We start from the raw sequence: 21,356 nt of genomic DNA on the forward strand, positions 1-21,356 counted from the left end.
GCAGCCGCGCACTAGCCTGATCAGCCAAGCCACACGGAGCCTTTCACACCGATGCAGCAGTTGCACGCGCTTGCCGAAACCATCGGCCTCTCGCGCACGTGGTGGGACGCGCAAGGGCGCGAAATGATCGTGCCGGACGCCTCATTGCAGGCCTTGGCGCAGGCGCTGGGCTATCCGGCCGCCACGCCCGCGCAGATAGCCGACAGTCTGGATGCGGCGCGCAAGGAACAGGCCTGCCCGCCCGCCATGATCGTGACGCAAGTCGGCAAGACCACGCCGCTGCCGCGCAGCCTCACCAGCGCGGTTCTGACCGCGCCTGACGGCACCACCCACAGGCTCGATACGTCAAGCTGGACGCTGCCCGCGCTCGACGAGCCAGGCTATTATCCGCTGGATGTGAACGGTCATGCGCTGACGCTGGCGGTCGCCCCCGCTTCCTGCCCGTCCATCGCCTCGCTCGGCAAAGGGCGTATCTGGGGGCCGGCGGTACAGATCCCGGCGCTGCGCAGCGCCAGCCCCCAGCCCTTCGGCAACTTCGCAGACCTTGCCAAGGCGGTCGACGCGTTCGCCCAAACCGGCGCGGATGCGGTGGCGATCAATCCAGTGCACGCCTTGTTCGCGGGCGACGGGCGGGATTTCAGCCCGTATTCCCCGTCCAGCCGCTTGTATCTGAACACCTCGATGGGCGATCCGGGCTTGGTTGGGCTGCCACCCCTGCCGCCAGGTGCACCGTTGACACCCGATGCGCTGATCGATTGGGAAACGGCTTTGCCGCAAAGGCAGGCGCAACTGCGCGCCGTGTTTGCCGCGCTGGACGCTCCCACCCGCCAGCGCATCGCGGCGGACAACGCGCCCTACGGCAAGGGCCTGCGCGATCACGCGCTGTTCGATGCCTTAAGCGTCCACTTCGCACAATCCGGCAGCGCCAAAGGCTGGCAGTCCTGGCCCAAGGCGTTCCACGATCCCACCAGCCCACAAGTCGCCGCCTTTGCGCGCGATAACGCGGGTGAGATCGAATTTCACCTGTTCACACAGTGGCTGGCGCGTGAAAGTCTGGCCGCCGTGCAGCGCCGCGCCCGCGATGCGGGCATGGCGATGGGGTTGCTCGCCGATCTGGCGGTGGGGGTTCACCTGGGCGGTGCGGACGCCTGGGCGATGCGTGACGCAATGCTGGATGGCCTCACCATCGGCGCGCCGCCCGATCCGCTGGGCCCGCTTGGCCAGAACTGGATGCTGACGGGATTTTCGCCGCAGGGGCTGGCGCGTAGCGGCTACGCGCCGTGGATCGCCACGATCCGCGCCGCGCTGTCCACCGCCGGGGCGCTGCGGATCGACCATGCCTTCGGCCTTGCCCGCCTGTGGGTGATCCCGCAGGGGACGCCGTCCAGCGCCGGCGCGTATCTGCGCTATCCGCTGGAAGACCTGCTGCGTCTGGTCACGCTGGAGGCGCATCTGGCCGGCGCGGTGATCGTGGCGGAGGATCTGGGCACCACGCCGCAGGGCTTCGAACCCGCGCTGGCCGCGCACGGCATGCTGGGCATGCGCGTGCTGTGGTTCGAACGCGCGCGCGACGACGGCTTTACCGGTGCGTCCGATTACGACGCGCGCGGCGTGGCGATGACGGGCACCCACGATACGCCCACCGTGGCGGGATGGTGGAGCGGGCGCGATCTGGAATGGGCGCAAAAGCTGGGCCGGCTTCCCGGTGATCCCACGCCCGATCAAGCGCAGGCGCAGCGCGCCTGGGATCGCGGCCTGCTATGGGCCACCCTCACCCACGACGCCGAACCGCGCCCGGAGCCCGATAACCCCGCCCCGGTGGTGAACGCCGCGCTGCGCCATATGGGCGCCACGCCGTGCGGGCTGGCGATCGCGCCGCTGGAAGATCTGCTGGGCTTGCGCGAACAGCCCAACCTGCCGGGCACCACGACCGAACATCCCAACTGGCGCCGCCGCCTGAGCCGCCCCCTGCTCGACCTGCTGGACGAGCCGGAGACGGCCGCGCGCCTGCACACGCTGGACGCAGCCCGCAAGGCCCCACCCGTCAGATGATGCCGGTCAGGTGATGACGTCGGGCGTGGCGCGGCCGGTGTGCGCGGTGATGCCGGCAAGCGTTTGTGCCGCCGCGATCTGCGGCTCCAGCATGGTGCCGGTATCCGCATCCAGATGGCCCAGCGTGGGCTCATACCGTTCGAGATAGACGCGCAAGGTGGCCCCTTGCGTGCCTGTGCCGGACAGGCGGAACACAATACGGCTGCCATCTTCGAACAACACCCGCACGCCCTGGTTGGCGCTGACCGACCCATCGACAGGGTCGGTATAGGAAAAGCTGTCAGCGTGGCGCACCGTCAATTCACCCAGCCGCGTTCCCGGCAGGGTCGGCAACCGTTCCGTCAGTTGCGCCATCAGCGCATTGGCGCCTGCGGTTTCGATGCCTTCATAATCGTGGCGAGCGTAATAATTGCGCCCGAAGCGCGCCCAGTGTTCCTTGGCCAGCGCGTCAACGCTGATCTGGCGCACGGCCAGGATGTTGAGCCACAGCAGCACCGCCCACAAGCCGTCCTTTTCACGCACATGGTCGGAACCCGTGCCGGCGCTTTCCTCGCCGCAGATGGTGACCTTGCCGGCATCGAGCAGGTTGCCGAAGAATTTCCAGCCGGTGGGCGTTTCGAAGCAGGGCACGCCCAGCGCTTCGGCCACCCGGTCCGCCGCTGCGCTGGTGGGCATCGAGCGGGCGATACCGGCCAGGCGCCCGCGATAGGCAGGAGCAATCTCGATGTTGGCCGCCAGCATCGCCAGCGAATCGGACGGGGTGATGAACCGCCCCCGTCCGATGATGAGGTTGCGATCGCCGTCTCCGTCCGATGCGGCGCCGATGTCAGGCGCATCGTCAGACATCATCAGGTCGTACAGCTCCTTGGCGTGGATCAGGTTCGGGTCCGGGTGGTGGCCGCCGAAATCCTCCAGCGGCGTGCCGTTGACGACCGTGCCGGCGGCAAAGCCCAGCCGCGTTTCCAGGATTTCAGTGGCGTAAGGCCCGGTCACCGCACTCATCGCATCGAAACGCATGGTGAACCCTGAACTCACGACAGCGCGGATCGCGGCAAAGTCGAACAGTTCTTCCATCAGGTCGGCATAATCGGACACCGGGTCGATCACCGCCACCGTCATGCCGCCCACCTGCGTTTCGCCGATGGTATCCAGGTCCACATCGGGCGCGTCCACCGTCAGCCAGCGGTCGATCACTTTGGTGCGCGCAAGGATTGGGTCAGTCACGTTTTCCGGCGCCGGGCCGCCATTGGCGATGTTGTATTTGATGCCGAAGTCTTCGTCCGGCCCGCCGGGGTTGTGGCTGGCGGACAGCACCAGGCCCCCGCTGGCGCCGTATTTGCGGATCACGTGGCTGGCTGCCGGGGTGGACAGGATACCGCCGCGCCCCACCAGCACTTTGCCATAACCATTCGCTGCCGCCATGCGGATCGCCTGCTGGATCACGGTGCGGTTGTGAAACCGCCCGTCGCCGCCGATTACCAGCGTGGAACCGGCGGGCGGCTGGGCAACATCGAACACGGCCTGGATGAAGTTTTCGGCATAGCCGGGCTGCTGGAAGACCTTCACCTTCTTGCGCAGGCCCGAAGTGCCGGGCGCCTGCCCTTCGAACGGGGTGGTCGGCATGGTAAGGATCTGGGTCAAGCGGGGTAACTCCATTAGGGGGCGCGGACCGACCGTGATTTCAATGCGGACTCTTGCCGGGCCAACGCAGCCATTGTCAAATCCTGCGTCAGGGCGATGACTGGCCACGCAAGGGCTATGGCGAAGGTTTTCGCGATCTTCGAATTTTCTTAACCTGGATGCAGGTAAAGATACGGCAGAGTTATCCAGCACGGGCAGTCACTGCCGCTGTGCGCCGATGAGAATGACCGCAGGATGCTTGCTCACAACGCATTGGCCGACGAACCGGCCCGCCTTGCCGCCCTTGCCCGCCTCGCCATCCTCGACACCCCGCGCGAGGAGCCTTTCGACAACGTCGTGCGGCTGGTGCGCTCGGTTCTGGGCGTTCCGATATCGGCTGTCACGCTGGTGGACAAGGACCGGCAGTGGTTCAAGGCGATCGACGGCTTGGACGCCACCGAAACCCCGCGCAGCGAATCGTTCTGCGCCTATGCCATCCAGCAGGACACGCCGATGCTGATCCCGGATGCGCGCCTGGACACACGTGTCGCCGATTATCCTTCCGTGACCGAAGATCCCTTCGTGCGCAGCTATGCCGGAGTGCCGCTGGTCACCGCCGACGGCTACAACGTGGGCGCGCTATGTGCGGTGGATACCCGCCCGCGCGAATTCACCGATGGCGAGATGGACATCCTGCGCAACTTCGCGCGCATAGTCGTCAACGAAATGGAACTGCGCCGCATCGCCGATCGCGACCAGTTGACGGGCGCGCTGACCCGGCGCGGTTTTCTGGAAAAGGTGAACCACGAGATTGCGCGCTGCCGGCGCCACGGACGCACCGCATCGCTGGCCCTTATCGACGTCGATCGCTTTAAGACCGTGAACGACACCTGGGGGCACCCCGCCGGTGACAAGGTGCTGCGCGAACTGGCCAGCACGCTGGAGCGGATCGGTCGATCCGGCGATATTCTGGGCCGTGTCGGAGGCGAGGAATTCGCGATTCTCCTGCCTGAAACCGGCGTGCCCGAAGCTCTGGCCGCCGTCGAACGTTTCCGGGCCGCGATCGCTGCCCTGCCCATCGCCATTGGCCTCAGCCAGACGATCGCGGTGACCGCCAGCTTCGGAGTGGCGATGCTGGATGATACCATTACCGTGGCCGAGGAGTGGCTGGCCCTGGCGGATGTGCCACTTTACGCAGCCAAGCGGCTGGGGCGCAATCGCTGTGAAATGGCGTAATTCCATCCGCCTTTCGGGACCGGTCAGATAAGCCTCATACCACGCATGCTGGCCACGCGATTGCCGGCGACCACACAATGATCGTCCAGCCGGATGTCGAGCGCTTCCACGATGTTGGCAAAGTGCCGGGTGGCCGCGATGTCGGACGCGCTGGGGCTGGCGGTGCCTGAAGGGTGATTGTGCGCCAGGATCAGCCGGCGTGCGTCAAGGTCGAACGCACGGCGTACGGTGCGGCGCAGCGGAATGCGCACTTCGGTGCGCCGGCCTCCCAGATACAGGTCCTCGGCAATGAAAACGCCCTCGCCGGTCAGGAACAGCACCAGCACGCATTCTTCTCGCCGGCTGCCAAGCCGGGTGATCAGATAGCTGAGAAACGCAGGGGATGCGGTGTCCGTAGGCTGGCCTGACAGGGTTTCCAGTGCGGCGGCTTCGGCCAGCCTGCGCGCCCCGACGATTGCCGCGGCGATCTCCTGGTGAAAGTCACCGCAATCGCCAATGGCCTCGCTCAGAGCGGATGCGGATGCGGAATAGATGGTGCGCAACGATCCGAAGCGGCGGATCAGGCGGCGTGCAAAGTCTTCGCTGCGGCCCCCCGCGTAAGGAAGGAGGATCGCCGCCAGGAGGGATAGCTGCCGCGTTTCCTCCGCCGCGACAAGTGACACGCAAGTCCCAGCGTCATCGCCAGGATCTGGATGTACGATGGCATTATCGCCATCACGTCGTACGCGAAGCGGTTGATCTCGGTCAGCCCCATGCGGTACAAATGTCCGGAGGTAGCGATGATCTGGGCCGCCGCTATCCACAGCGGATAGACCCGGTTTGCATGCAGCGCCACGAAGAACATGCCCCCCAGCGCCGCCCCGTCGATAACAAGGTGCCCGATATCCGCTTGCCGCCACAGGAGCGATCCTGCAGCGGCAAGGTGATAAATGTGGTCGACAACCGGGATCGCCAGCAGCATCGCCGCCAGAATGCGCTCCGGCGCGCCAGCCGCGCGGCGCAGGCTGACCAGGAAAAGCACGATGAAGATGACAAGCTGCAACTTGTCCTTGTGAAACCAGAGGTACGCGACCCAGGACTGCTCAGCCATGAGCACGTCCCAGCAGTCCAGGTCGCAGTATCAGGCCATTGCCCGGAGCGGTTCGGCGCCCAGAAAACCTTCGGTGGGGCAAGAACCCTCGTGATCGCTGATCGCTTTCACTTCCTGGCCGATCCCGCGCAGTTCCTGATGAATGCGCATCATGTCGTTCTGGCTTTCGATCAGGGTGCGCTGGGCCTTGGCAAGGCGCATAAGCGCAGTCTGGCCGGTGTACACTTCGATACCATCGGCCTGACGGGCCAGCAGCATCGATTCCATCAGCCGGGCCGAAGCGAGCAGCGCGGAATCGAGGGACAGTTCGGCTTCGGGAAGCTGGCGGGCAATACGTGCGGTGGCGGCGGCAATCGTGATGGACATGGGAACCCTCCTGTTGCAGCGCCGGCCCGGACGGCGCGCGATATACGCAATGGACAGGAGGTTGGAACACAAGCCGATCAGACTAGATCGGCCAATGCGCGAATGACGCCAAGCCCCACCATCGCAACCAGCAGCATGCCACCGGCGATGGCGAACATCGCGGCCGACCTGCTAAGGCCGGCATTCGCCCCATCGAGCACCTCCGGGACGACGTTTCCGAACTGTTCGCGCTGCCAGGGTGCAGTGACCGTATAGGTCATAGCATCCCCCAGAGCGAGCTGCCCGGCCCGTTCGTCCTGAACGCCGGTTGGCAGTTCATGAGGCTGAAGCGGAACCTGAGGAATCTTATCTGGTAGCGGGTTACAGGCTGCTTCCAGGTCCTGCTGGTACTGACGATAGGCACGGGCCAGTTCCGCACGTGGCGGCGAGCCGGAGCGCAGGCGCACGCCTTCGATCCGCTGGTTGACGGCGCTTTCGGAGATTCCCAGTTCCCACGCGATCTCCTTGCTCGTGCGGTTTTCCGCGACGAACCGGAGCACTTCGTGTTGCTTGACCGTGAGACCGGGGAGTATTTCGAGGATATCGGCGCCTTGCCCGCGCGGCGTATCCGGCATTGCTAAATCCCATATCCATCGTCGTTCGGGCAGCCGCTATCGTGCCCGAATTGAACAAATCTACCGTTCGGGTATGACGATAACGAGGATTAACAATAATTTAAAGTACTACGTAGCTAGTATATAGCGATAATCCGCTAGGTGATGTCTGCAGAACGGCGATGTGGCTCTCTGCGCCGTCCAGCGCCGCCTACTCCTCACCCATGCGCAACGCAGCGATGAAGGCTTCCTGCGGGATCTGGACATTGCCGTATTCGCGCATGCGCTTTTTGCCTTCCTTCTGCTTGTCGAGCAGCTTCTTCTTACGGCTGATATCACCGCCATAGCACTTGGCGGTCACGTCCTTTCGCATCGCGCTGATCGTTTCGCGCGCGATCACCTTCGCGCCGATCGCGGCCTGGATCGGCACCTTGAACATGTGGCGGGGGATCAGTTCCTTCAATCGCTCCACCAGCCCGCGCCCGCGCGGCTCGGCCTGATTGCGGTGGACGATCATACTCAGCGCATCGACCGGCTCGTTGTTGACCAGGATATTCATCATCACCAGATCGCCTTCGCGCAGCCCCGTCTGCTCGTAATCGAAGCTGGCGTAGCCCCGGCTGATCGATTTCAACCTATCGTAGAAATCGAACACCACTTCGTTGAGCGGCAATTCGTACGTAACCTGCGCGCGGCCACCCACATAGGTCAGGTCTTTCTGGATGCCGCGCCGGTCCTGGCACAGCTTGAGAATCGAGCCCAGGTATTCGTCGGGCGTATAGATTACCGCCTTGATCCACGGCTCTTCCATGAAGTCGATCTTCACCGGATCGGGCATGTCGGCCGGGTTGTGCAATTCCTTCACCGTGCCGTCGGTCATCGTCAGGCGATAGACTACCGAAGGCGCGGTGGTGATAAGATCAAGATCGTATTCGCGGCTCAGGCGTTCCTGAATGATCTCCAAGTGCAGTAACCCCAGGAAGCCGCAGCGAAAACCGAAGCCCAGCGCCGCGCTCGATTCCATCTCGAAGCTGAACGACGCATCGTTCAGACGCAGCTTGCCGATCGATTCGCGCAGCTTTTCGAAGTCGTTCGCGTCCACCGGGAACAGCCCGCAGAACACCACCGGCTGCACTTCCTTGTAGCCCGGCAGCGCCTGCGTCGCGCCGTTCTTCACTGTGGTGATGGTATCGCCGACCTTGGCCTGCTCCACTTCCTTGATCTGCGCGGTGATGAAGCCGATCTCGCCGGGGCCAAGCTCGGGCAGGTCGATGCGCTTGGGGGTGAAGCACCCCACGCGGTCGATCAGATGCTCGGTCGCGCCTTGCATGAACTTGACGCTCAGGCCCTTCTTGATGACCCCGTCGATCACGCGCACCAGGATCACCACGCCCAGATAGGGATCGTACCACGAATCGATCAGCATCGCTTTGAGCGGCTTGTCGCGCTCGCCCTTGGGCGGCGGGATCTTCTTGACGATCGCTTCCAGCACTTCGGCAATGCCGATGCCGGACTTGGCGCTGGCCAGCACCGCTTCGGACGCATCGATACCGATGACTTCCTCGATCTCGGCGCGGACCTTTTCGGGTTCGGCTGCGGGCAGGTCGATCTTGTTGATCACCGGCACGATCTCATGGTCATGCTCGATCGATTGATACACGTTCGCCAGCGTCTGCGCTTCCACGCCTTGCGCGGCGTCCACCACCAGCAGCGCGCCTTCGCACGCGGCCAGGCTGCGGCTGACTTCGTACGCGAAGTCCACGTGACCAGGCGTGTCCATCAGATTGAGCTCATACGTCAGCCCATCGGCGGCAGTGTAATTCAGGCGCACCGTCTGCGCCTTGATGGTGATGCCGCGCTCTTTCTCGATGTCCATGTTGTCGAGCACCTGGGCGCTCATCTCGCGCTCGGACAAGCCGCCGGTACTCTGGATCAGCCGGTCGGCAAGCGTGGACTTGCCGTGGTCGATATGGGCGATGATGCTGAAGTTGCGGATCTGCGCGAGGTCGGTCATGGCTGCGCCGTTAGCAGCGCTTTGCGCCCGTGTCAGCATCGGCAAGCATGCGCCCCGCTTCAGGCCGTCCGGCGAAGCGGGGTATGGTCCGTGCGGCGGCGTGTAGAAGCGGACGATCCGAACAGTACCGCGCCGGTATCGTCCAGTTCGAGAGGCTGCGCGAACTGCACGCCTACCCTGTCCCCCTGACACCAGCGCGCGGTCCCCACCACCGTGTGGCCCTCGGCCAGCCGCACCCCGAAGTCGGTCCCTTCGGGCACGTTCCACAGCCCTTCGATCATGGCGCCCGAACGGGAAATGTTGCGGATCGTCGCGTCATATGTGTGGTCGCCATGTTCCAGCACCACCTTGCGCAGCATGGTCTGACGCGGCAGGCGAGCCGAGCGCGGACCTTCGGCGACTGCCTGCAGCCCCTGCTCCAGCCGCCTGGCAACAGCTTCCACCGTCAAGGCGCGGTCGTAGATATAGCCTTGAACGTGGCTGCAGCCCAGCAGCCGCACCAGGTCGAGCTCGTCCAACGTCTCTACCCCTTCGGCGGTCGTCTCCATGCCGAGCGCTTCAGCCAGGCTGACGATCGAGGCGATGATCGCGCCGTTGCGGCTGCCCGGCACCGTGGCGCCGCGCACGAAGCTCTGGTCGATCTTGATCTTGTCGAACGGGGCTTTCTTGAGATAGCCGAGCGAGGAATAGCCCGTACCGAAATCATCGAGCGCCAGCCGCACGCCGATGGCCTTGAGCGCACCGAACATCGCCTCGGTAGACTTGTCGTCGTTAAGGAACACGCTTTCGGTGATTTCAAGCTCAAGCCGCGACGGATGGATTCCGGCAGCAGCGATCGCGCTGGTCACGATCGCCGGTAGCGCCGGATTGGCGAATTGCAGCGGCGAAACGTTCACCGCAACGCGCACGTCATCCGGCCATGCGGCCAGATCGCGGCACGCCGTGCGCAATGCCCATTCGCCGATCGCCGAAACCAGCCCCGTCTCCTCCGCCACGGGCACGAACTTGGCCGGCGACATGTACCCGTGGACCGGATGGTTCCAGCGCATCAGCGCCTCGAACCCGGTGATCCGCTCGGACGTGGTGCGCACTTGCGGCTGGTAATGCAGTTCCAGCGCGCCGTCGCCAATGGCGTCGCGCAAGTCCTGCTCCAGTTGTTGGCGCTCTTTCGCGTCGGAGTGCAGGTCGTCGTCGTAGAAATGGTGCCGTCCGCGCCCCGCCCCCTTGGCAGCATAGAGCGCCAGGTCGGCGTTGCGGATCAGTGCCTCGGACGTAACCCCATCGTCGGGGCACAGCGCAATGCCGACAGACGCGCCGATCGTGACCCGCGCATTCTCGTCGATGACATAAGGCTGCGACAGGTTCTCGATAATCCGGCGGGCCAGATGGGCCAGGCCTTCGCGCTGCTGCGCGCCGTGCAGCACCACCTGAAACTCGTCCCCGCCAAGCCGCCCCACCCGGCCACGATCGCCGACGGTCTGCCCCAGGCGCTGGGCCACCTGCTTGAGCAAGGCATCGCCTGCGGGATGGCCCATCGTGTCGTTCACCTGCTTGAACCGATCGAGGTCGAGCAGGAACACCGCGCACGCGCGCGTTTCCACGCGCGGGCTGGCCAGGATCTTCTCCAGCCACTCGCTCATCTGGAAGCGGTTCGCCAGACCCGTCAGCGAATCGAAGCGGGCAAGCTGGGTTGCATGCAACTGCGAGCGACGCTTTTCGGTAAGATCAGTCCCCGACCCGCGAAAGCCCATGAAATTGTTGAACTGGTCCAGCACCGGTCGACCCGAGATCGACCACCAGCGCTCCTGCCCGTCATCCGCCGCGCGCATGTCCAGATCCTGGAACGCGGAGCGAGTGTTGAGATGAAACACCAGCGTGCGCTCGCTTTGCTGGCCTTCGGCTTCCAGCAGGAACAGCTGGGTGAAGGCGCACCCTTCCAGCTGCGCTGCCGTCTTTCCCAGCAGGCCGGCAATGCGCTCGGTCACATAGGTGATCCTGCCCAGGCGGTCCGTTTCCCAGAACCAGCCCTGCCCGGTCTGCTCGTATTCGTGCAGCAACTGTTCGGCGCGGCGCTGCTCGCGCTCCCGCTCGGCATAGATCAGGCTTTGCGCGGTGGCGTGGCGGGCCTGCGCCATCGCCAGCGCAAAGCCGATGCCAGCGCCGAGTACCAGTAGCGCCATCGACGTGGGCGATCCGGTGTAAACAGCGCCGCCACCCCACAACCCGATGGTCGCCGCGATAATGGACGTGAGCCGGCTTTCCAGCAGCGCCGTCGCGCTTAGCACGAGGATGACAAGGACGTTGACCGTGACATCCCAGGCCAGCTTGTCGTCGTGGAACGCCCAGTGCGACAATCCGAAGCCGAACAGCACCATGGGCAGCACGATCGTGCCCGCAAGCATCCCGTATCGCTGCCACCCATCATGGGGGGTCCGGCGTTCCAGCCTGGCATAGAGCCGGGCTGGCGCACAGGCCGCTGCGGCGGCTGCCATGCAAACCGCAGGCAGCAGTGTCGGCACAGATCGTGAAATCAACATCATGATCAGCACGCATGAGGCCATCGCTGGTGCCATCATCCACCAGCGTGCGGACGTGAAATAGTGCAAAACGTCATTGGCATCGCGTGAGGCCTGGATACGCACGAATCCGGTCACCGACGGACGCGGCTGCACCGCGCTCGCCTCCGATGCACGCTCTTCCTGCCCCGCCTGGGCGGCAGTGCCCCGGCGGGGGAATCGTCCTGAACGCAAACCTGTATTCGACATCGCGCTGTGATGGGCGCTGCCCCATTGCGAAACGGTTAAATCCGCTGCCGCAATCTCCGTTGAATCAGGGGATTTGCATTCTAGCTGCCTTTGAAAGCCGGTCGCCGCTTTTCGATGAAAGCGTTGACGCCTTCCACGAAGTCCTGCGTCCGGCCCGCTTCGCGCTGTGCCATCCGTTCAGACTGCAAGGCGGTTTCCAGGCTCGAATCCAGCGCGTCCCACGCCATGCGCTTGATCAGGCCCAGGGAACGCGGTCCGCTGGCCAGCCGCGTGGCGATCGCCATCGCTTCGGCATCGAGAGCCTCATCGGGTACCACTTTGGTCGCCAGGCCCCACGACAGCGCCGTAGCTGCATCGATCTTTTCGCCCAGCAGCATCATTTGCGTGGCGCGCACGCGGCCCACCGCCTGCGCCAGCAGATATGTCGCCCCGCCATCAGGCACAAGGCCGACATGGCAGAACGCGCAGAAGAAGTAGGCGTTCTCGCTCATCACCACGATATCGCCGGCAGCGGCCAAGCCGGCGCCAAAACCGGCCGCGGCTCCGCGAATGGCCGTAACCACCGGCTGCTCCATCCGCTTGATCGCCATAATCACGGGATTGAACGCGCGGTCCAGTTGCCCACCGACATCGCGCATGGGGTCTGGCAGCAGGTCCTGCGCCGCAGCCAGGTTCGCGCCCGAACAGAATGCCTTGCCTTCCCCGGTAAGCAGGACCGCGCGCGCGTCCCGGGCAGCGCGGTCCAGCGCATCGGCCATCTCCAAGCCCATCGGCTCGGTAACCCCGTTCATGGTCGCAGGATCGTTCAGCGATATGCGCGCAACGCCGCCCTCAAGCGAATACAGGATGTGTTCGTAACTCATGCGCCCTCTCCAATAATCCCGGCGTCGATATACGCAAAGATCGCCCTTCGGCGAATCTTGTCATGCCGCCAACAGGCATTTCAGTCAGGATAGGGAACGGACACAATCAACACCATCGGCCCGTCAGCAAATCGCCGATCGGCGACGGTATATGGTGAGCCCTGCTGGGTACGACCCGGCGACCTACAGATCAAAAGCCCCAAAGTCGTAACGCATTATGCAGGAAATACAGATACTTAGTTAAATCCGCACATCGTTGCCTGTACAATGCGTTACGGTATTTTAACGTCCTGGGACATCACTTAACAACCCATTTTTGGTCACAGGCAATTTGCCCACTTGCCGCAATCGCTAGGAGCCCATCAGGCATTTCAGCGGCTTTTTGATAGGCATACTGGGCCACCGCACTATTCCCTGCGCAATCAAATGTCAGCCGCAAGGGCTGAGTGTCGCGTTCGCACGATGCCGAGCACCGCCTCTGCAATACGAAGAGCGTCGGTGGATTCTTGCACCAGCCGAGGCAAGACAATCGTGTATAGGGCATGCCCCAACCCATCCAATAGGTGATCGGCAATTTAGCGCGCTTTGCGGAGCGGAAGATCGATCGTTGGCGTGCATGTTTCGAAATCGGCCCAGCGCAGTTGATTGTCCTTTTCAGCGAGCTTCAGGGCCATGCGATCGTTGTGCAGTTCGGGAAAGACGCGCGTCGTCAGCGTGTCGTAAAGCGGCGCCAAGCGGACGCTCTCGAATGCTCGGGCGTGCAGCGCCGCCATCTTGAGCATGGCTACATTCTTCAGGCGCATGGCACCATCAGCGATCAATCAAGTAAAGAGAGAGCGGGCGAAAAGCGTTCCGATGTCTTCGCTGGGATCGGATGAGAGCGCACGAAGCGCACGCGCCATACGCTCGAGGTGTTCCCTTCATGCCGCGCGATCTCTATCCATATCATGGTCAGGTGTAACTCGTTGCGGCAACCCATGACTGGGTCAAATGGCAGGGACAGTCGCACCCGCTGGAAGCAGAGTTTAAGGCCGGCCTCGGCAAATTTTACGACCATAAGCTCAAGACGCTGCGCCGTTATCTTCCGAACGTCGGGAAGGACGGATGCGGATGCGATCGACAGCTGGTATATATAACATCCGCTGCCCAGCCTCGCACGCATGGCGCTGGATGGCGACAGGGCGGCAACGCCTGTTCCTCAAATCAATTACGGGATCAGGGCGGAGCGCCACTTTCGGTATAAATGGCCCATCCAGTACAAGGTCACCGATTTTTCAGTCATCACTGAGTCCGCTGCCGACGGGCGCGGCCAGACCGACGTCGGTGGCATTTACGCTTGGGTAATGCTGTAGGCATTTGCATTGACCGACGACAAGCGGTTTCTGGATGAGGCCCGCGCCGCGATCGACGCCGCGATCGGCTTAAGGTTCAACCTCAATTACCAGGCCAATCTTACCGCATGGGTGCGGGAGCGTGCATGCGCCTGTGGCGAATAACGAACGAAGATATTTATCTTCAGCAAAGCTATGTGTATCTTGCCAGACTATAACTTCCTTCGGACCGACGGAAAAAGGGGCAGGCCTGCTGGCCCGCCCCTTTTCTTTTGCGCGTGCCAGCGTCAGCCGGATAGCGATCGTCAGATATGGATCGCGCGTCCGAACGCCGCCAGCGTGGCTTCGTGCATCGTTTCCGAGATCGTCGGGTGCGGGAACACGGTGTTTATCAGTTCGGCCTCGGTGGTTTCCAGCGTCTTGCCAACGACATAGCCCTGGATCATTTCGGTGACTTCGGCGCCGATCATGTGCGCGCCCAGCAGTTCGCCGGTCTTGGCATCGAACACCGTCTTCACGAAACCTTCCGGCTCGCCCAACGCGATGGCTTTGCCGTTGCCGATGAACGGGAACGTGCCGGCCTTCACTTCGTAGCCTTCTTCCTTGGCCTTGGCTTCGGTCAGGCCGACGGAGGCAATCTGCGGATGGCAGTAGGTGCAGCCCGGAATGTTGCGCCGATCGATCGCGTGGGGGTGCACGTCCTTGTTGCCCAGCTCCTTGGCGATCGATTCCGCCGCAGTCACCCCTTCATGGCTGGCCTTGTGGGCAAGCCAGGGTCCCGGCGTGCAGTCCCCGATCGCCCATACTCCGGCAACGCCTGTGCGGCCGTAATCGTCGATCTGGATGAACCCGCGATCCAGCTTGGCGCCCAGCTTTTCAAGGCCCAGATCCTCGGTGTTGGGCACGATGCCGACAGCGGAGATCACGTGGCTGAATTCATGCTCGGCAACCTTGCCGTCCTTGCCCTTGATCTTGGCTTTCACACCCTTGGCGTCGGTAGTGATGGCCTCGACGCCCGTACCGGTCAGCACCTTGATGCCCTGCTTGGTCAGCGCCTTTTCCAGGAACGCGGACACGTCCTTGTCTTCCACCGGCACGATCCGGTCGAGCATTTCGACGACCGTCACGTCCACGCCAAGGTCGTTATAGAAGCTGGCGAATTCGATGCCGATCGCGCCCGATCCCATGACCAACAGCTTGGTGGGCATTTCGGTGGGGGTCATAGCGTGGCGGTACGTCCAGATGCGCTTGCCGTCGGCCTTGGCGAACGGCAGCTCGCGTGCACGCGCGCCGGTCGCGACGATGATGTGCTTGGCGCTGACGGTCTCGGTGCCTTTCTCGCCGGTGACTTCCAGCTTGCCGGCCCCGACCAGTTTGCCAGTGCCCATGTGCACCGTGATCTTGTTCTTCTTCATCAGGTGCGTCACGCCCTGGTTCAGCTGCTTGGCGACCCCGCGCGAGCGCTTGACGATGGCGTCCAGATCCGCCGTGATGTTGTCCGCCGCCAGACCGTAATCCTTGGCGTGCTTCATGTGATGCAGCACTTCGGCCGAACGCAGCAGCGCCTTGGTGGGGATGCAGCCCCAGTTGAGGCAGATGCCCCCCAGCAGTTCGCGCTCCACGATGGCGGTCTTGAGACCGAGCTGCGCGGCGCGGATTGCCGCGACATAGCCGCCGGGGCCCGAACCGAGAACGATGACGTCGTAGGTATCTGCCACTGTCTTACTTCTCCTGCTCGATGGCGCGAGGCTTACCCGCCTCGTCGATGGCGACGAATGTGAACACCGCCTCGGTAACCTTCACTTGCTCTTCTTCAAAACGGTCCCGACGGAACGCCTCTACCCGGATGGTCATCGAGGTGCGGCCAACGTGCTGCAACTGGCCATAGACGCTGACCTCATCGCCGATATGCACCGGCTTGTGAAACTTCATCCCATCCAGCGCGATGGTGACCGCGCGGCCGTGCGAATAGCGTGCGGCGATCAATCCTGCGCCCTGGTCCATGTGACTGAGCAGCCATCCGCCGAAAATGTCGCCGTAGGCATTGGCATCCGCCGGCATCGCGGTGACCCGGATAACAGGCTCGGTTATTTGCGTCATTGTCTACTCGGTCTGGGCCGCCGGAGGCACCGCGATGGCTCTTGGGCGGTCATTTTCGTCCAGGGTGACGAAGGTGAACGTACCCCTGGCCACTTCCGCTTCGTCCTCGCTGGCGCGCGCCCGACCGAAACCGCGCGTCACGATCGTCATCGATGTGCGCCCCGTCCTGCTCACGTGCGCATAGACGTTGAGCTCATCGCCCACCACCATGACACCCGGAAAGGTGAAATCCGTCGCTCCCACAACCACGGCCTTGTGGCCGGTGCGCCGGGTTACCAGCGAGGCGGCGCCCAGCGCAAGCTGGCTCATAAGCCAGCCCCCGAACACGCCGCCATAGGGATTGAGGTCGGTAGGCATCGCGGTTACGCGGATGACAAGATCGCCGGCCTCGTGCACCACGTCAGGCGATCATGCCCAGCGGGCTTTCCACGAATTCGCGGAACGCTGCCATCAGGCGCGCACCGTCAGCCCCGTCGATCGCGCGGTGATCGAAGCTGCCGGTCGCGCTCATTACGCTGGCAACGCCCAGCGATCCATCGGCCATGACCCAAGGCCGCTTGTCGCCCGCGCCGATCGCCAGGATCATGCCCTGCGGCGGGTTGATGACGGCCGCGAACTGCTTGATGCCCATCATGCCCATGTTGGAAATCGAGGCGGTGCCGCCCTGGTATTCCTCAGGCTTGAGCTTGCCTTCCTTGGCACGCTGGGCAAGGTCCTTGGTGGCGCGGGCGATGGCCGAGAACGACTTTCCGTTCGCATCCTGGACGATCGGGGTGATCAGCCCGTTGGGGATCGACACCGCCACCGAAATGTCGGCACGTTCGTACTTGATCAGTTCGTTGCCGGCGAATGCGACGTTGCATTCGGGCACCGCGATCAGCGCGGCGGCCAGTGCCTTGATTAGCATGTCGTTGACGGAAATCTTCACGCCCTGCTTTTCCAGCGCGCTGTTCACCTCGGCCCGCAGCGCCAGCAGCTTGTCCAGCTGCACGTCGACGGTGAGGTAGATGTGCGGCGCTTCCTGCTTAGACTGGACCAACCGCCGCGCGATCGTCTTGCGCATGCCGGAGAGCTTTTCCACCGCATGGGGCACGCGCGCATCCAGCAGAGCGCGGGTTTCGTCCGCCATTTCGACCGAGGACGATGGCGCGGCATCCGCTGTTTTCGCAGCCGTGACGGCATCACTGGCGGCCTTGGCCGGAGCGGGAGCCTTGGCGTCCTCGACGTCGGCGCGGACGATGCGGCCATTGGGGCCCGAACCTTCGACACAGGCGAGATCCACGCCCTTGGCAGCGGCAATGCGCTTGGCCAGCGGCGAGGCAATCACGCGGTCACCGCCAGCAGCTGACTTGGACGCGGCAGCGGCGGCTTTCGGTTCGGCAACCTTGGCCGGGGTGCTTGCAGGTTTTGCATCGGACGCGTCCGCCTGGGCCGTTTCCGGCTCGGCCTTTGCCTTCGGCGCGGCGTCGGCTTTCGGCGCTTCAATGGAAGACGCGTCCTCGTCCTCGCCGGCCAGGATCGCGATTACGGTGCCGACCTTTACGCCTTCAGTGCCCTCGGCGACGGTGATCTTGCCAATCGTGCCTTCGTCGACGGCTTCGAACTCCATCGTCGCCTTGTCGGTTTCGATTTCGGCCATGATGTCGCCGGAGGAGACGGTATCGCCTTCCTTGACCAGCCACTTGGCCAGTTTGCCTTCTTCCATGGTGGGAGACAGGGCGGGCATCTTGATCTCGATGGGCATGGAAAGTGTATCGTCCCTTGTTGTCCGGGGGTCAGGATAGCCGACGGTCGCTTTTCAGGTTTGTCCTCTTGAACATTTTGAGTTGCCCGCACAAGCGGCTTGCAGTTCGTTTTTTTGCAACACCGATCGCTTGCGCCGCCTTTCAATACCCTCGATAACGTATTTCGAGAGGGGCTGGTCATGCGCATCTATCTGGTGATCGTCGATGAAAGCGCCGAGGCGCTGGTCGCGCTGCAATTCGCCGCGCGCCGTGCCGCAAAAACGGGGGGCGCGGTGCACCTGCTCGCGCTGGTCCCGCCCCAGCCCTTCAACGCCTTCGCCGCCGTGCAGGCAACGATCGAGGAGGAGGCGCGGGCGCGGGCGGAAACGCTGGTGATGGCGGCGGCCGGCAACCTTTTGTCGCAAGGCACCAAGATGCCGGTCATCGCGGTGAAGGTCGGCGAAGACGTGAAGGTCGTGCGCAAATACCTGGAAGAGCATCCCGAAGTCTCCGCGCTGGTGCTCGGCGCGTCGGTGGAAAGCGGCCCCGGCCCGCTGGTCGCGCACTTTACCGGCGCGGGCATGGGGCAAGTGCCGTGCCCGGTCTACGTGATTCCCGGCAATTTGGACGCAGAGGCGATCGAACGGCTCAGCTGAGGCGCGATACTTTTACCGCTTGCCGCGCCCCTGATGCCGGATGTTCCTGGGCCGCCCGCGCTGACCCGCAACATACCCGCCGACTTTCTTCACTGGCTGCGGACGCCCGCGTGGCTCGATCCGGCCATTGCCTTCTTCCAGTTCATACTTGAGCGCACCGGTAAGCGGGTTTGCCTCCGCCAGACGCAGTCGCAGGATCTGGCCTACGGCATACGTCGTGCTGCTCTGTTCGCCGACCAGCACCTGGGCCTTTTCATCGTACCCGAAACGCTCGTCCCCCAGCGTCGAAACCGGCACCAGCCCATCGCCGCCAAGCCCGATGATGGTGGCGAAAAAGCCGAACTTCTGCACGCCGGTGATCCGGGTATCGAACACTTCGCCCACCCGGCTGGAAAGCCACGCGGCAACGTAGCGGTCGATCGTCTCGCGCTCGGCCTCCATCGCCCGGCGCTCCGCCTTGCTGATCGCATCGCTGACGCGGCCAAGGTCTTCACGGTCCCGCTCGGACAGGCCCGACGTGGCGGGAATGTCGCCGCCGGGCCGGGGCTGTTCGAGACTATACGCGTCTACCAGCGAGCGGTGCACCAGAAGATCCGCATACCGCCGGATCGGCGAGGTGAAGTGCGCGTAAGAGGCCAGCGCCAGACCGAAGTGACCCGCATTGGCCGGGCCGTAATAGGCCTGCGTCTGGCTGCGCAGCACCGCCTCCATGATCAGCGCCTTTTCCGCCTCGTCAGTGATGCCCTTGAGCATCCGGTTGAAAAGGCCCGGAGTGATGACCTGCCCCAGCGCCAGCTTCTTGTCGAAGGTGGCGAGGTAATCCTTGAGCGCGGTCAGTTTTTCGCGGCCCGGTGTTTCATGAATGCGATAGACTACCGGCGCTGTCTTCGCCTCCAGCGCCTTCGCCGCCGCCACGTTCGCGGCGATCATGAAATCCTCGACCACGCGGTGCGCGTCCAGCCGCTCACGCACCGCGATCTCGGTGATGCGGCCCTTGTCGTCCAGCTTGACCCGGCGTTCCGGCAGCTCCAGTTCCAGCGGATCGCGATCCTTGCGCGCCGCAGCCAGCAATTGCCAGCAGGCCCATAGATTGCGGATATGCGCCTCGGCGCGATCCTCGTCGATCCGGGCCTGCGCTTCCTCGTACGCGATCACCTCGTGGATACGGACAAGGGCGCGGGTGAAGCGCCAGTTCACCAGCTTGCCAGCGGCATCGATCTTGAGATGGCAGGCCATCGCAGCGCGGTCCTCACCAGAGCGCAACGAGCAGACGTCGGCGCTGAGCACTTCGGGCAGCATCGGCACGACGCGATCCGGGAAATACACCGAATTGCCACGCTTGCGCGCCTCACGGTCGATCTTGCCGCCGGGGCGCACGTAGAAAGATACGTCGGCGATCGCCACCAGCGCATCGAAGCCGCCTTCCCCATCAGGCTGCGCCCAGATCGCATCGTCATGGTCGCGCGCATCGGAAGGGTCGATCGCTACGATCGGCAGGTGGCGCAAGTCCTCGCGCTGTTCGTGGCTGAGCGGCAACTTCGCCGCTTCCTGCGCCTCGGCCAGCGTTTCTTCGTCGAAATGATTGGGGATGCCGTGCTTGTGAATGGCGATGAGGCTGAATGCCTTGGGCGCCAGCGGCTCGCCCAGCACCTCTGTCACCTTGATGGATGGGCGCGCGGAACGGCCCATCGGCACGCCAAGCACCAGTTCGCCGGCTTTCGCCTCGCCAAGGTCTGAGATCGGCGAGGAATTGCGGATGCGCTTGTCCACTGGCGCCAGCCACGGCTTGCCGGCACCATCGATCTCGACGACGCCCAGCACCTGTTCCGCGCGCAGTTCCAGCTTCTTCATCGGGAATGCGCGCCAGCCGGTGCCGCTCTCCTCAGTGCGCGACAGTACCCGGTCACCCTTCTTGAGCGCCGAGCCCCGGCCCTTCTCAATCAGGCGGATGCGTGGCGGCGGCGTGGCGTCCTCCGGCTGCCAGGTGTCGGGAACGGCGATCGCCTCGCCCTCATCGATGTCGATCACCCGCAGCACGGTGACCTTGGGCAAGCCGCCGAGTTTGTGGAACGCGGTGCGCTTGCCGTCAATCAGGCCTTCCTCAGCCATGTCCTTGAGCAGTGCCTTGAGCTGGATCTTCTCGTTACCCTTGAGGCCGAATTCGCGCGAGATTTCGCGCTTTCCTGCCGGCACGGGCGAGTTCTGGATAAAATCGAGGATCTGCTTGCGGGTCGGCAGGCCGGGCGCGGGACGGTTGTTTGCGGGCATCGTTCCGCAATGGGGCTGATAGCGCGGCAATGCAATGGTGCTCGGCGTAGCGGCGAAAGTGACGGGGCGTTAGCCGATGACGTCGGGCTCCGGACCATAGCGGTTCGGCCCATCGCTGGAAGGCCACGCGCCGAACACAACGATGACCAGTGCCGGCACCCAGCTCAGCAACTGGCGCCATGCCAGCGATGCCTGCGCCGAGCGCATCTGCTCCACATCGCCGCTCTGCGCCAATGCAAGATAGGTCGCTGACAGGTTGATCGATCCCAGCTGGATCGCGATGCTGGCCAGTTGCAGCACGACCAGCAGCACCGCGATCCACCCCGGCTTGTCCGAATCGTGCAGACGGCGGGTGAACGCGGCAACCAGCATGGCCGTGATGATCACGGATATCACCGCATAGATCGGGACGGACGTGTGCGTCATGTCGGCGATGTGGCCGTAGATCTGCTGCTGCACCTGATCCGGTGGCAGGTTGCGCTGTGCGGCCGAGAAGATGTCCGCCATCATCGGGCCGACCATGGCGATCGACATGACGATGGAGATCGCCACTTGTATGCACACCAGGAAAAGCACGTAAAACCAGAATGTCTGGCGACTATCGCGGCCCTTGAAGTTCACAAGGTTCGCAAGATTGTATCGTATCGCTGCCAGCATGCCGGTTGCCCCCAAACGGTA

19 protein-coding genes are annotated in these 21,356 nt (G+C 63.6%); 4 read left to right on the plus strand and 15 right to left on the minus strand.

Going from position 1 to position 21,356, the window contains the following annotated elements; translation table 11 throughout:
- Positions 1 to 51 precede the first annotated feature (51 nt).
- Positions 52 to 2,052 (plus strand): 4-alpha-glucanotransferase, encoded by a 2,001-nt coding sequence (gene malQ, locus ASE49_RS13795; protein WP_056773641.1) that lies wholly within the window; start codon positions 52 to 54, stop codon positions 2,050 to 2,052.
- Between the two features lie 6 nt (positions 2,053 to 2,058).
- Here the strand turns inward: malQ and ASE49_RS13800 are convergent, their stop codons facing one another.
- On the minus strand, positions 2,059 to 3,675 hold the full coding sequence (locus tag ASE49_RS13800; protein ID WP_442946030.1) for an alpha-D-glucose phosphate-specific phosphoglucomutase: 1,617 nt from the start codon (positions 3,673 to 3,675) through the stop codon (positions 2,059 to 2,061).
- A gap of 252 nt (positions 3,676 to 3,927) precedes the next feature.
- On the opposite strand from ASE49_RS13800, the gene ASE49_RS13805 reads away from it, so the two are divergent.
- Positions 3,928 to 4,908 carry a sensor domain-containing diguanylate cyclase gene (locus ASE49_RS13805; protein WP_056773643.1) on the plus strand — a complete coding sequence of 327 codons (981 nt, stop codon included), beginning with the start codon at positions 3,928 to 3,930 and terminating at the stop codon, positions 4,906 to 4,908.
- A 23-nt stretch (positions 4,909 to 4,931) separates the two neighbouring features.
- On the opposite strand, the gene ASE49_RS13810 is transcribed toward ASE49_RS13805, so the two are convergent.
- The 8 genes from ASE49_RS13810 to ASE49_RS18475 form a co-directional block, all read right to left on the minus strand.
- Positions 4,932 to 5,570, minus strand: a complete 639-nt coding sequence (locus ASE49_RS13810; protein ID WP_235522989.1) for a JAB domain-containing protein — start codon at positions 5,568 to 5,570, stop codon at positions 4,932 to 4,934.
- The gene (locus ASE49_RS13815) at positions 5,468 to 5,998 is read right to left on the minus strand and encodes a hypothetical protein (protein ID WP_056773645.1); all 531 of its coding nucleotides are present in this window, start codon (positions 5,996 to 5,998) and stop codon (positions 5,468 to 5,470) included. The genes ASE49_RS13810 and ASE49_RS13815 overlap by 103 nt, the downstream gene beginning before the upstream one ends.
- A 30-nt stretch (positions 5,999 to 6,028) precedes the next feature.
- Positions 6,029 to 6,364, minus strand: coding sequence for a hypothetical protein (locus ASE49_RS13820; protein WP_056773647.1), 336 nt, complete (start codon positions 6,362 to 6,364; stop codon positions 6,029 to 6,031).
- A gap of 77 nt (positions 6,365 to 6,441) precedes the next feature.
- Positions 6,442 to 6,978, minus strand: a complete 537-nt coding sequence (locus ASE49_RS13825; RefSeq protein ID WP_056773650.1) for a helix-turn-helix transcriptional regulator — start codon at positions 6,976 to 6,978, stop codon at positions 6,442 to 6,444.
- 190 nt (positions 6,979 to 7,168) lie between these two features.
- Entirely contained in the window at positions 7,169 to 8,971 is a 1,803-nt protein-coding gene (gene lepA, locus ASE49_RS13830) for a translation elongation factor 4 (RefSeq protein WP_056773957.1), read from the minus strand.
- A gap of 59 nt (positions 8,972 to 9,030) precedes the next feature.
- Positions 9,031 to 11,736 (minus strand): EAL domain-containing protein, encoded by a 2,706-nt coding sequence (locus ASE49_RS13835; protein ID WP_082456475.1) that lies wholly within the window; start codon positions 11,734 to 11,736, stop codon positions 9,031 to 9,033.
- Between the two features lie 80 nt (positions 11,737 to 11,816).
- On the minus strand, positions 11,817 to 12,599 hold the full coding sequence (locus ASE49_RS13840) for an enoyl-CoA hydratase-related protein (RefSeq protein WP_056773653.1): 783 nt from the start codon (positions 12,597 to 12,599) through the stop codon (positions 11,817 to 11,819).
- 575 nt (positions 12,600 to 13,174) lie between these two features.
- Positions 13,175 to 13,381 carry a type II toxin-antitoxin system HipA family toxin gene (locus ASE49_RS18475; RefSeq protein ID WP_162234253.1) on the minus strand — a complete coding sequence of 69 codons (207 nt, stop codon included), beginning with the start codon at positions 13,379 to 13,381 and terminating at the stop codon, positions 13,175 to 13,177.
- A gap of 579 nt (positions 13,382 to 13,960) precedes the next feature.
- Here ASE49_RS18475 and ASE49_RS18840 point away from each other — a divergent pair.
- Positions 13,961 to 14,095: a hypothetical protein gene (locus tag ASE49_RS18840; protein WP_268778253.1), complete on the plus strand. Its 135-nt coding sequence runs from the start codon at positions 13,961 to 13,963 to the stop codon at positions 14,093 to 14,095.
- Positions 14,096 to 14,235: 140 nt separating this feature from the next.
- Here the strand turns inward: ASE49_RS18840 and lpdA are convergent, their stop codons facing one another.
- Genes lpdA through ASE49_RS13875 form a run of 4 tightly spaced genes read right to left on the minus strand, consistent with a single transcriptional unit; the run spans position 14,236 to position 17,774 of the window.
- Positions 14,236 to 15,648: a dihydrolipoyl dehydrogenase gene (gene lpdA, locus ASE49_RS13860; protein ID WP_056773664.1), complete on the minus strand. Its 1,413-nt coding sequence runs from the start codon at positions 15,646 to 15,648 to the stop codon at positions 14,236 to 14,238.
- A 4-nt stretch (positions 15,649 to 15,652) separates the two neighbouring features.
- Complete coding sequence (locus ASE49_RS13865; protein WP_056773666.1) at positions 15,653 to 16,030, minus strand: acyl-CoA thioesterase; 378 nt, start codon at positions 16,028 to 16,030, stop codon at positions 15,653 to 15,655.
- A 3-nt stretch (positions 16,031 to 16,033) separates the two neighbouring features.
- Positions 16,034 to 16,429, minus strand: a complete 396-nt coding sequence (locus tag ASE49_RS13870; RefSeq protein ID WP_082456477.1) for an acyl-CoA thioesterase — start codon at positions 16,427 to 16,429, stop codon at positions 16,034 to 16,036.
- Between the two features lies 1 nt (position 16,430).
- Positions 16,431 to 17,774, minus strand: a complete 1,344-nt coding sequence (locus tag ASE49_RS13875; protein WP_056773668.1) for a pyruvate dehydrogenase complex dihydrolipoamide acetyltransferase — start codon at positions 17,772 to 17,774, stop codon at positions 16,431 to 16,433.
- A 180-nt stretch (positions 17,775 to 17,954) separates the two neighbouring features.
- Here ASE49_RS13875 and ASE49_RS13880 point away from each other — a divergent pair, with 180 nt between their 5' ends.
- Positions 17,955 to 18,410 carry a universal stress protein gene (locus ASE49_RS13880; RefSeq protein ID WP_056773670.1) on the plus strand — a complete coding sequence of 152 codons (456 nt, stop codon included), beginning with the start codon at positions 17,955 to 17,957 and terminating at the stop codon, positions 18,408 to 18,410.
- 12 nt (positions 18,411 to 18,422) lie between these two features.
- Here the strand turns inward: ASE49_RS13880 and ASE49_RS13885 are convergent, their stop codons facing one another.
- Positions 18,423 to 20,678 carry a ribonuclease R family protein gene (locus ASE49_RS13885; RefSeq protein ID WP_082456478.1) on the minus strand — a complete coding sequence of 752 codons (2,256 nt, stop codon included), beginning with the start codon at positions 20,676 to 20,678 and terminating at the stop codon, positions 18,423 to 18,425.
- 69 nt (positions 20,679 to 20,747) lie between these two features.
- A complete protein-coding gene (locus tag ASE49_RS13890) occupies positions 20,748 to 21,335 on the minus strand; it encodes a DUF805 domain-containing protein (RefSeq protein ID WP_056773674.1) in 588 nt (195 codons plus the stop codon).
- Between the last annotated feature and the right edge of the window lie 21 nt (positions 21,336 to 21,356).

The sequence above is a fragment of the Novosphingobium sp. Leaf2 genome, from assembly GCF_001421325.1.
Taxonomy (GTDB): domain Bacteria; phylum Pseudomonadota; class Alphaproteobacteria; order Sphingomonadales; family Sphingomonadaceae; genus Novosphingobium.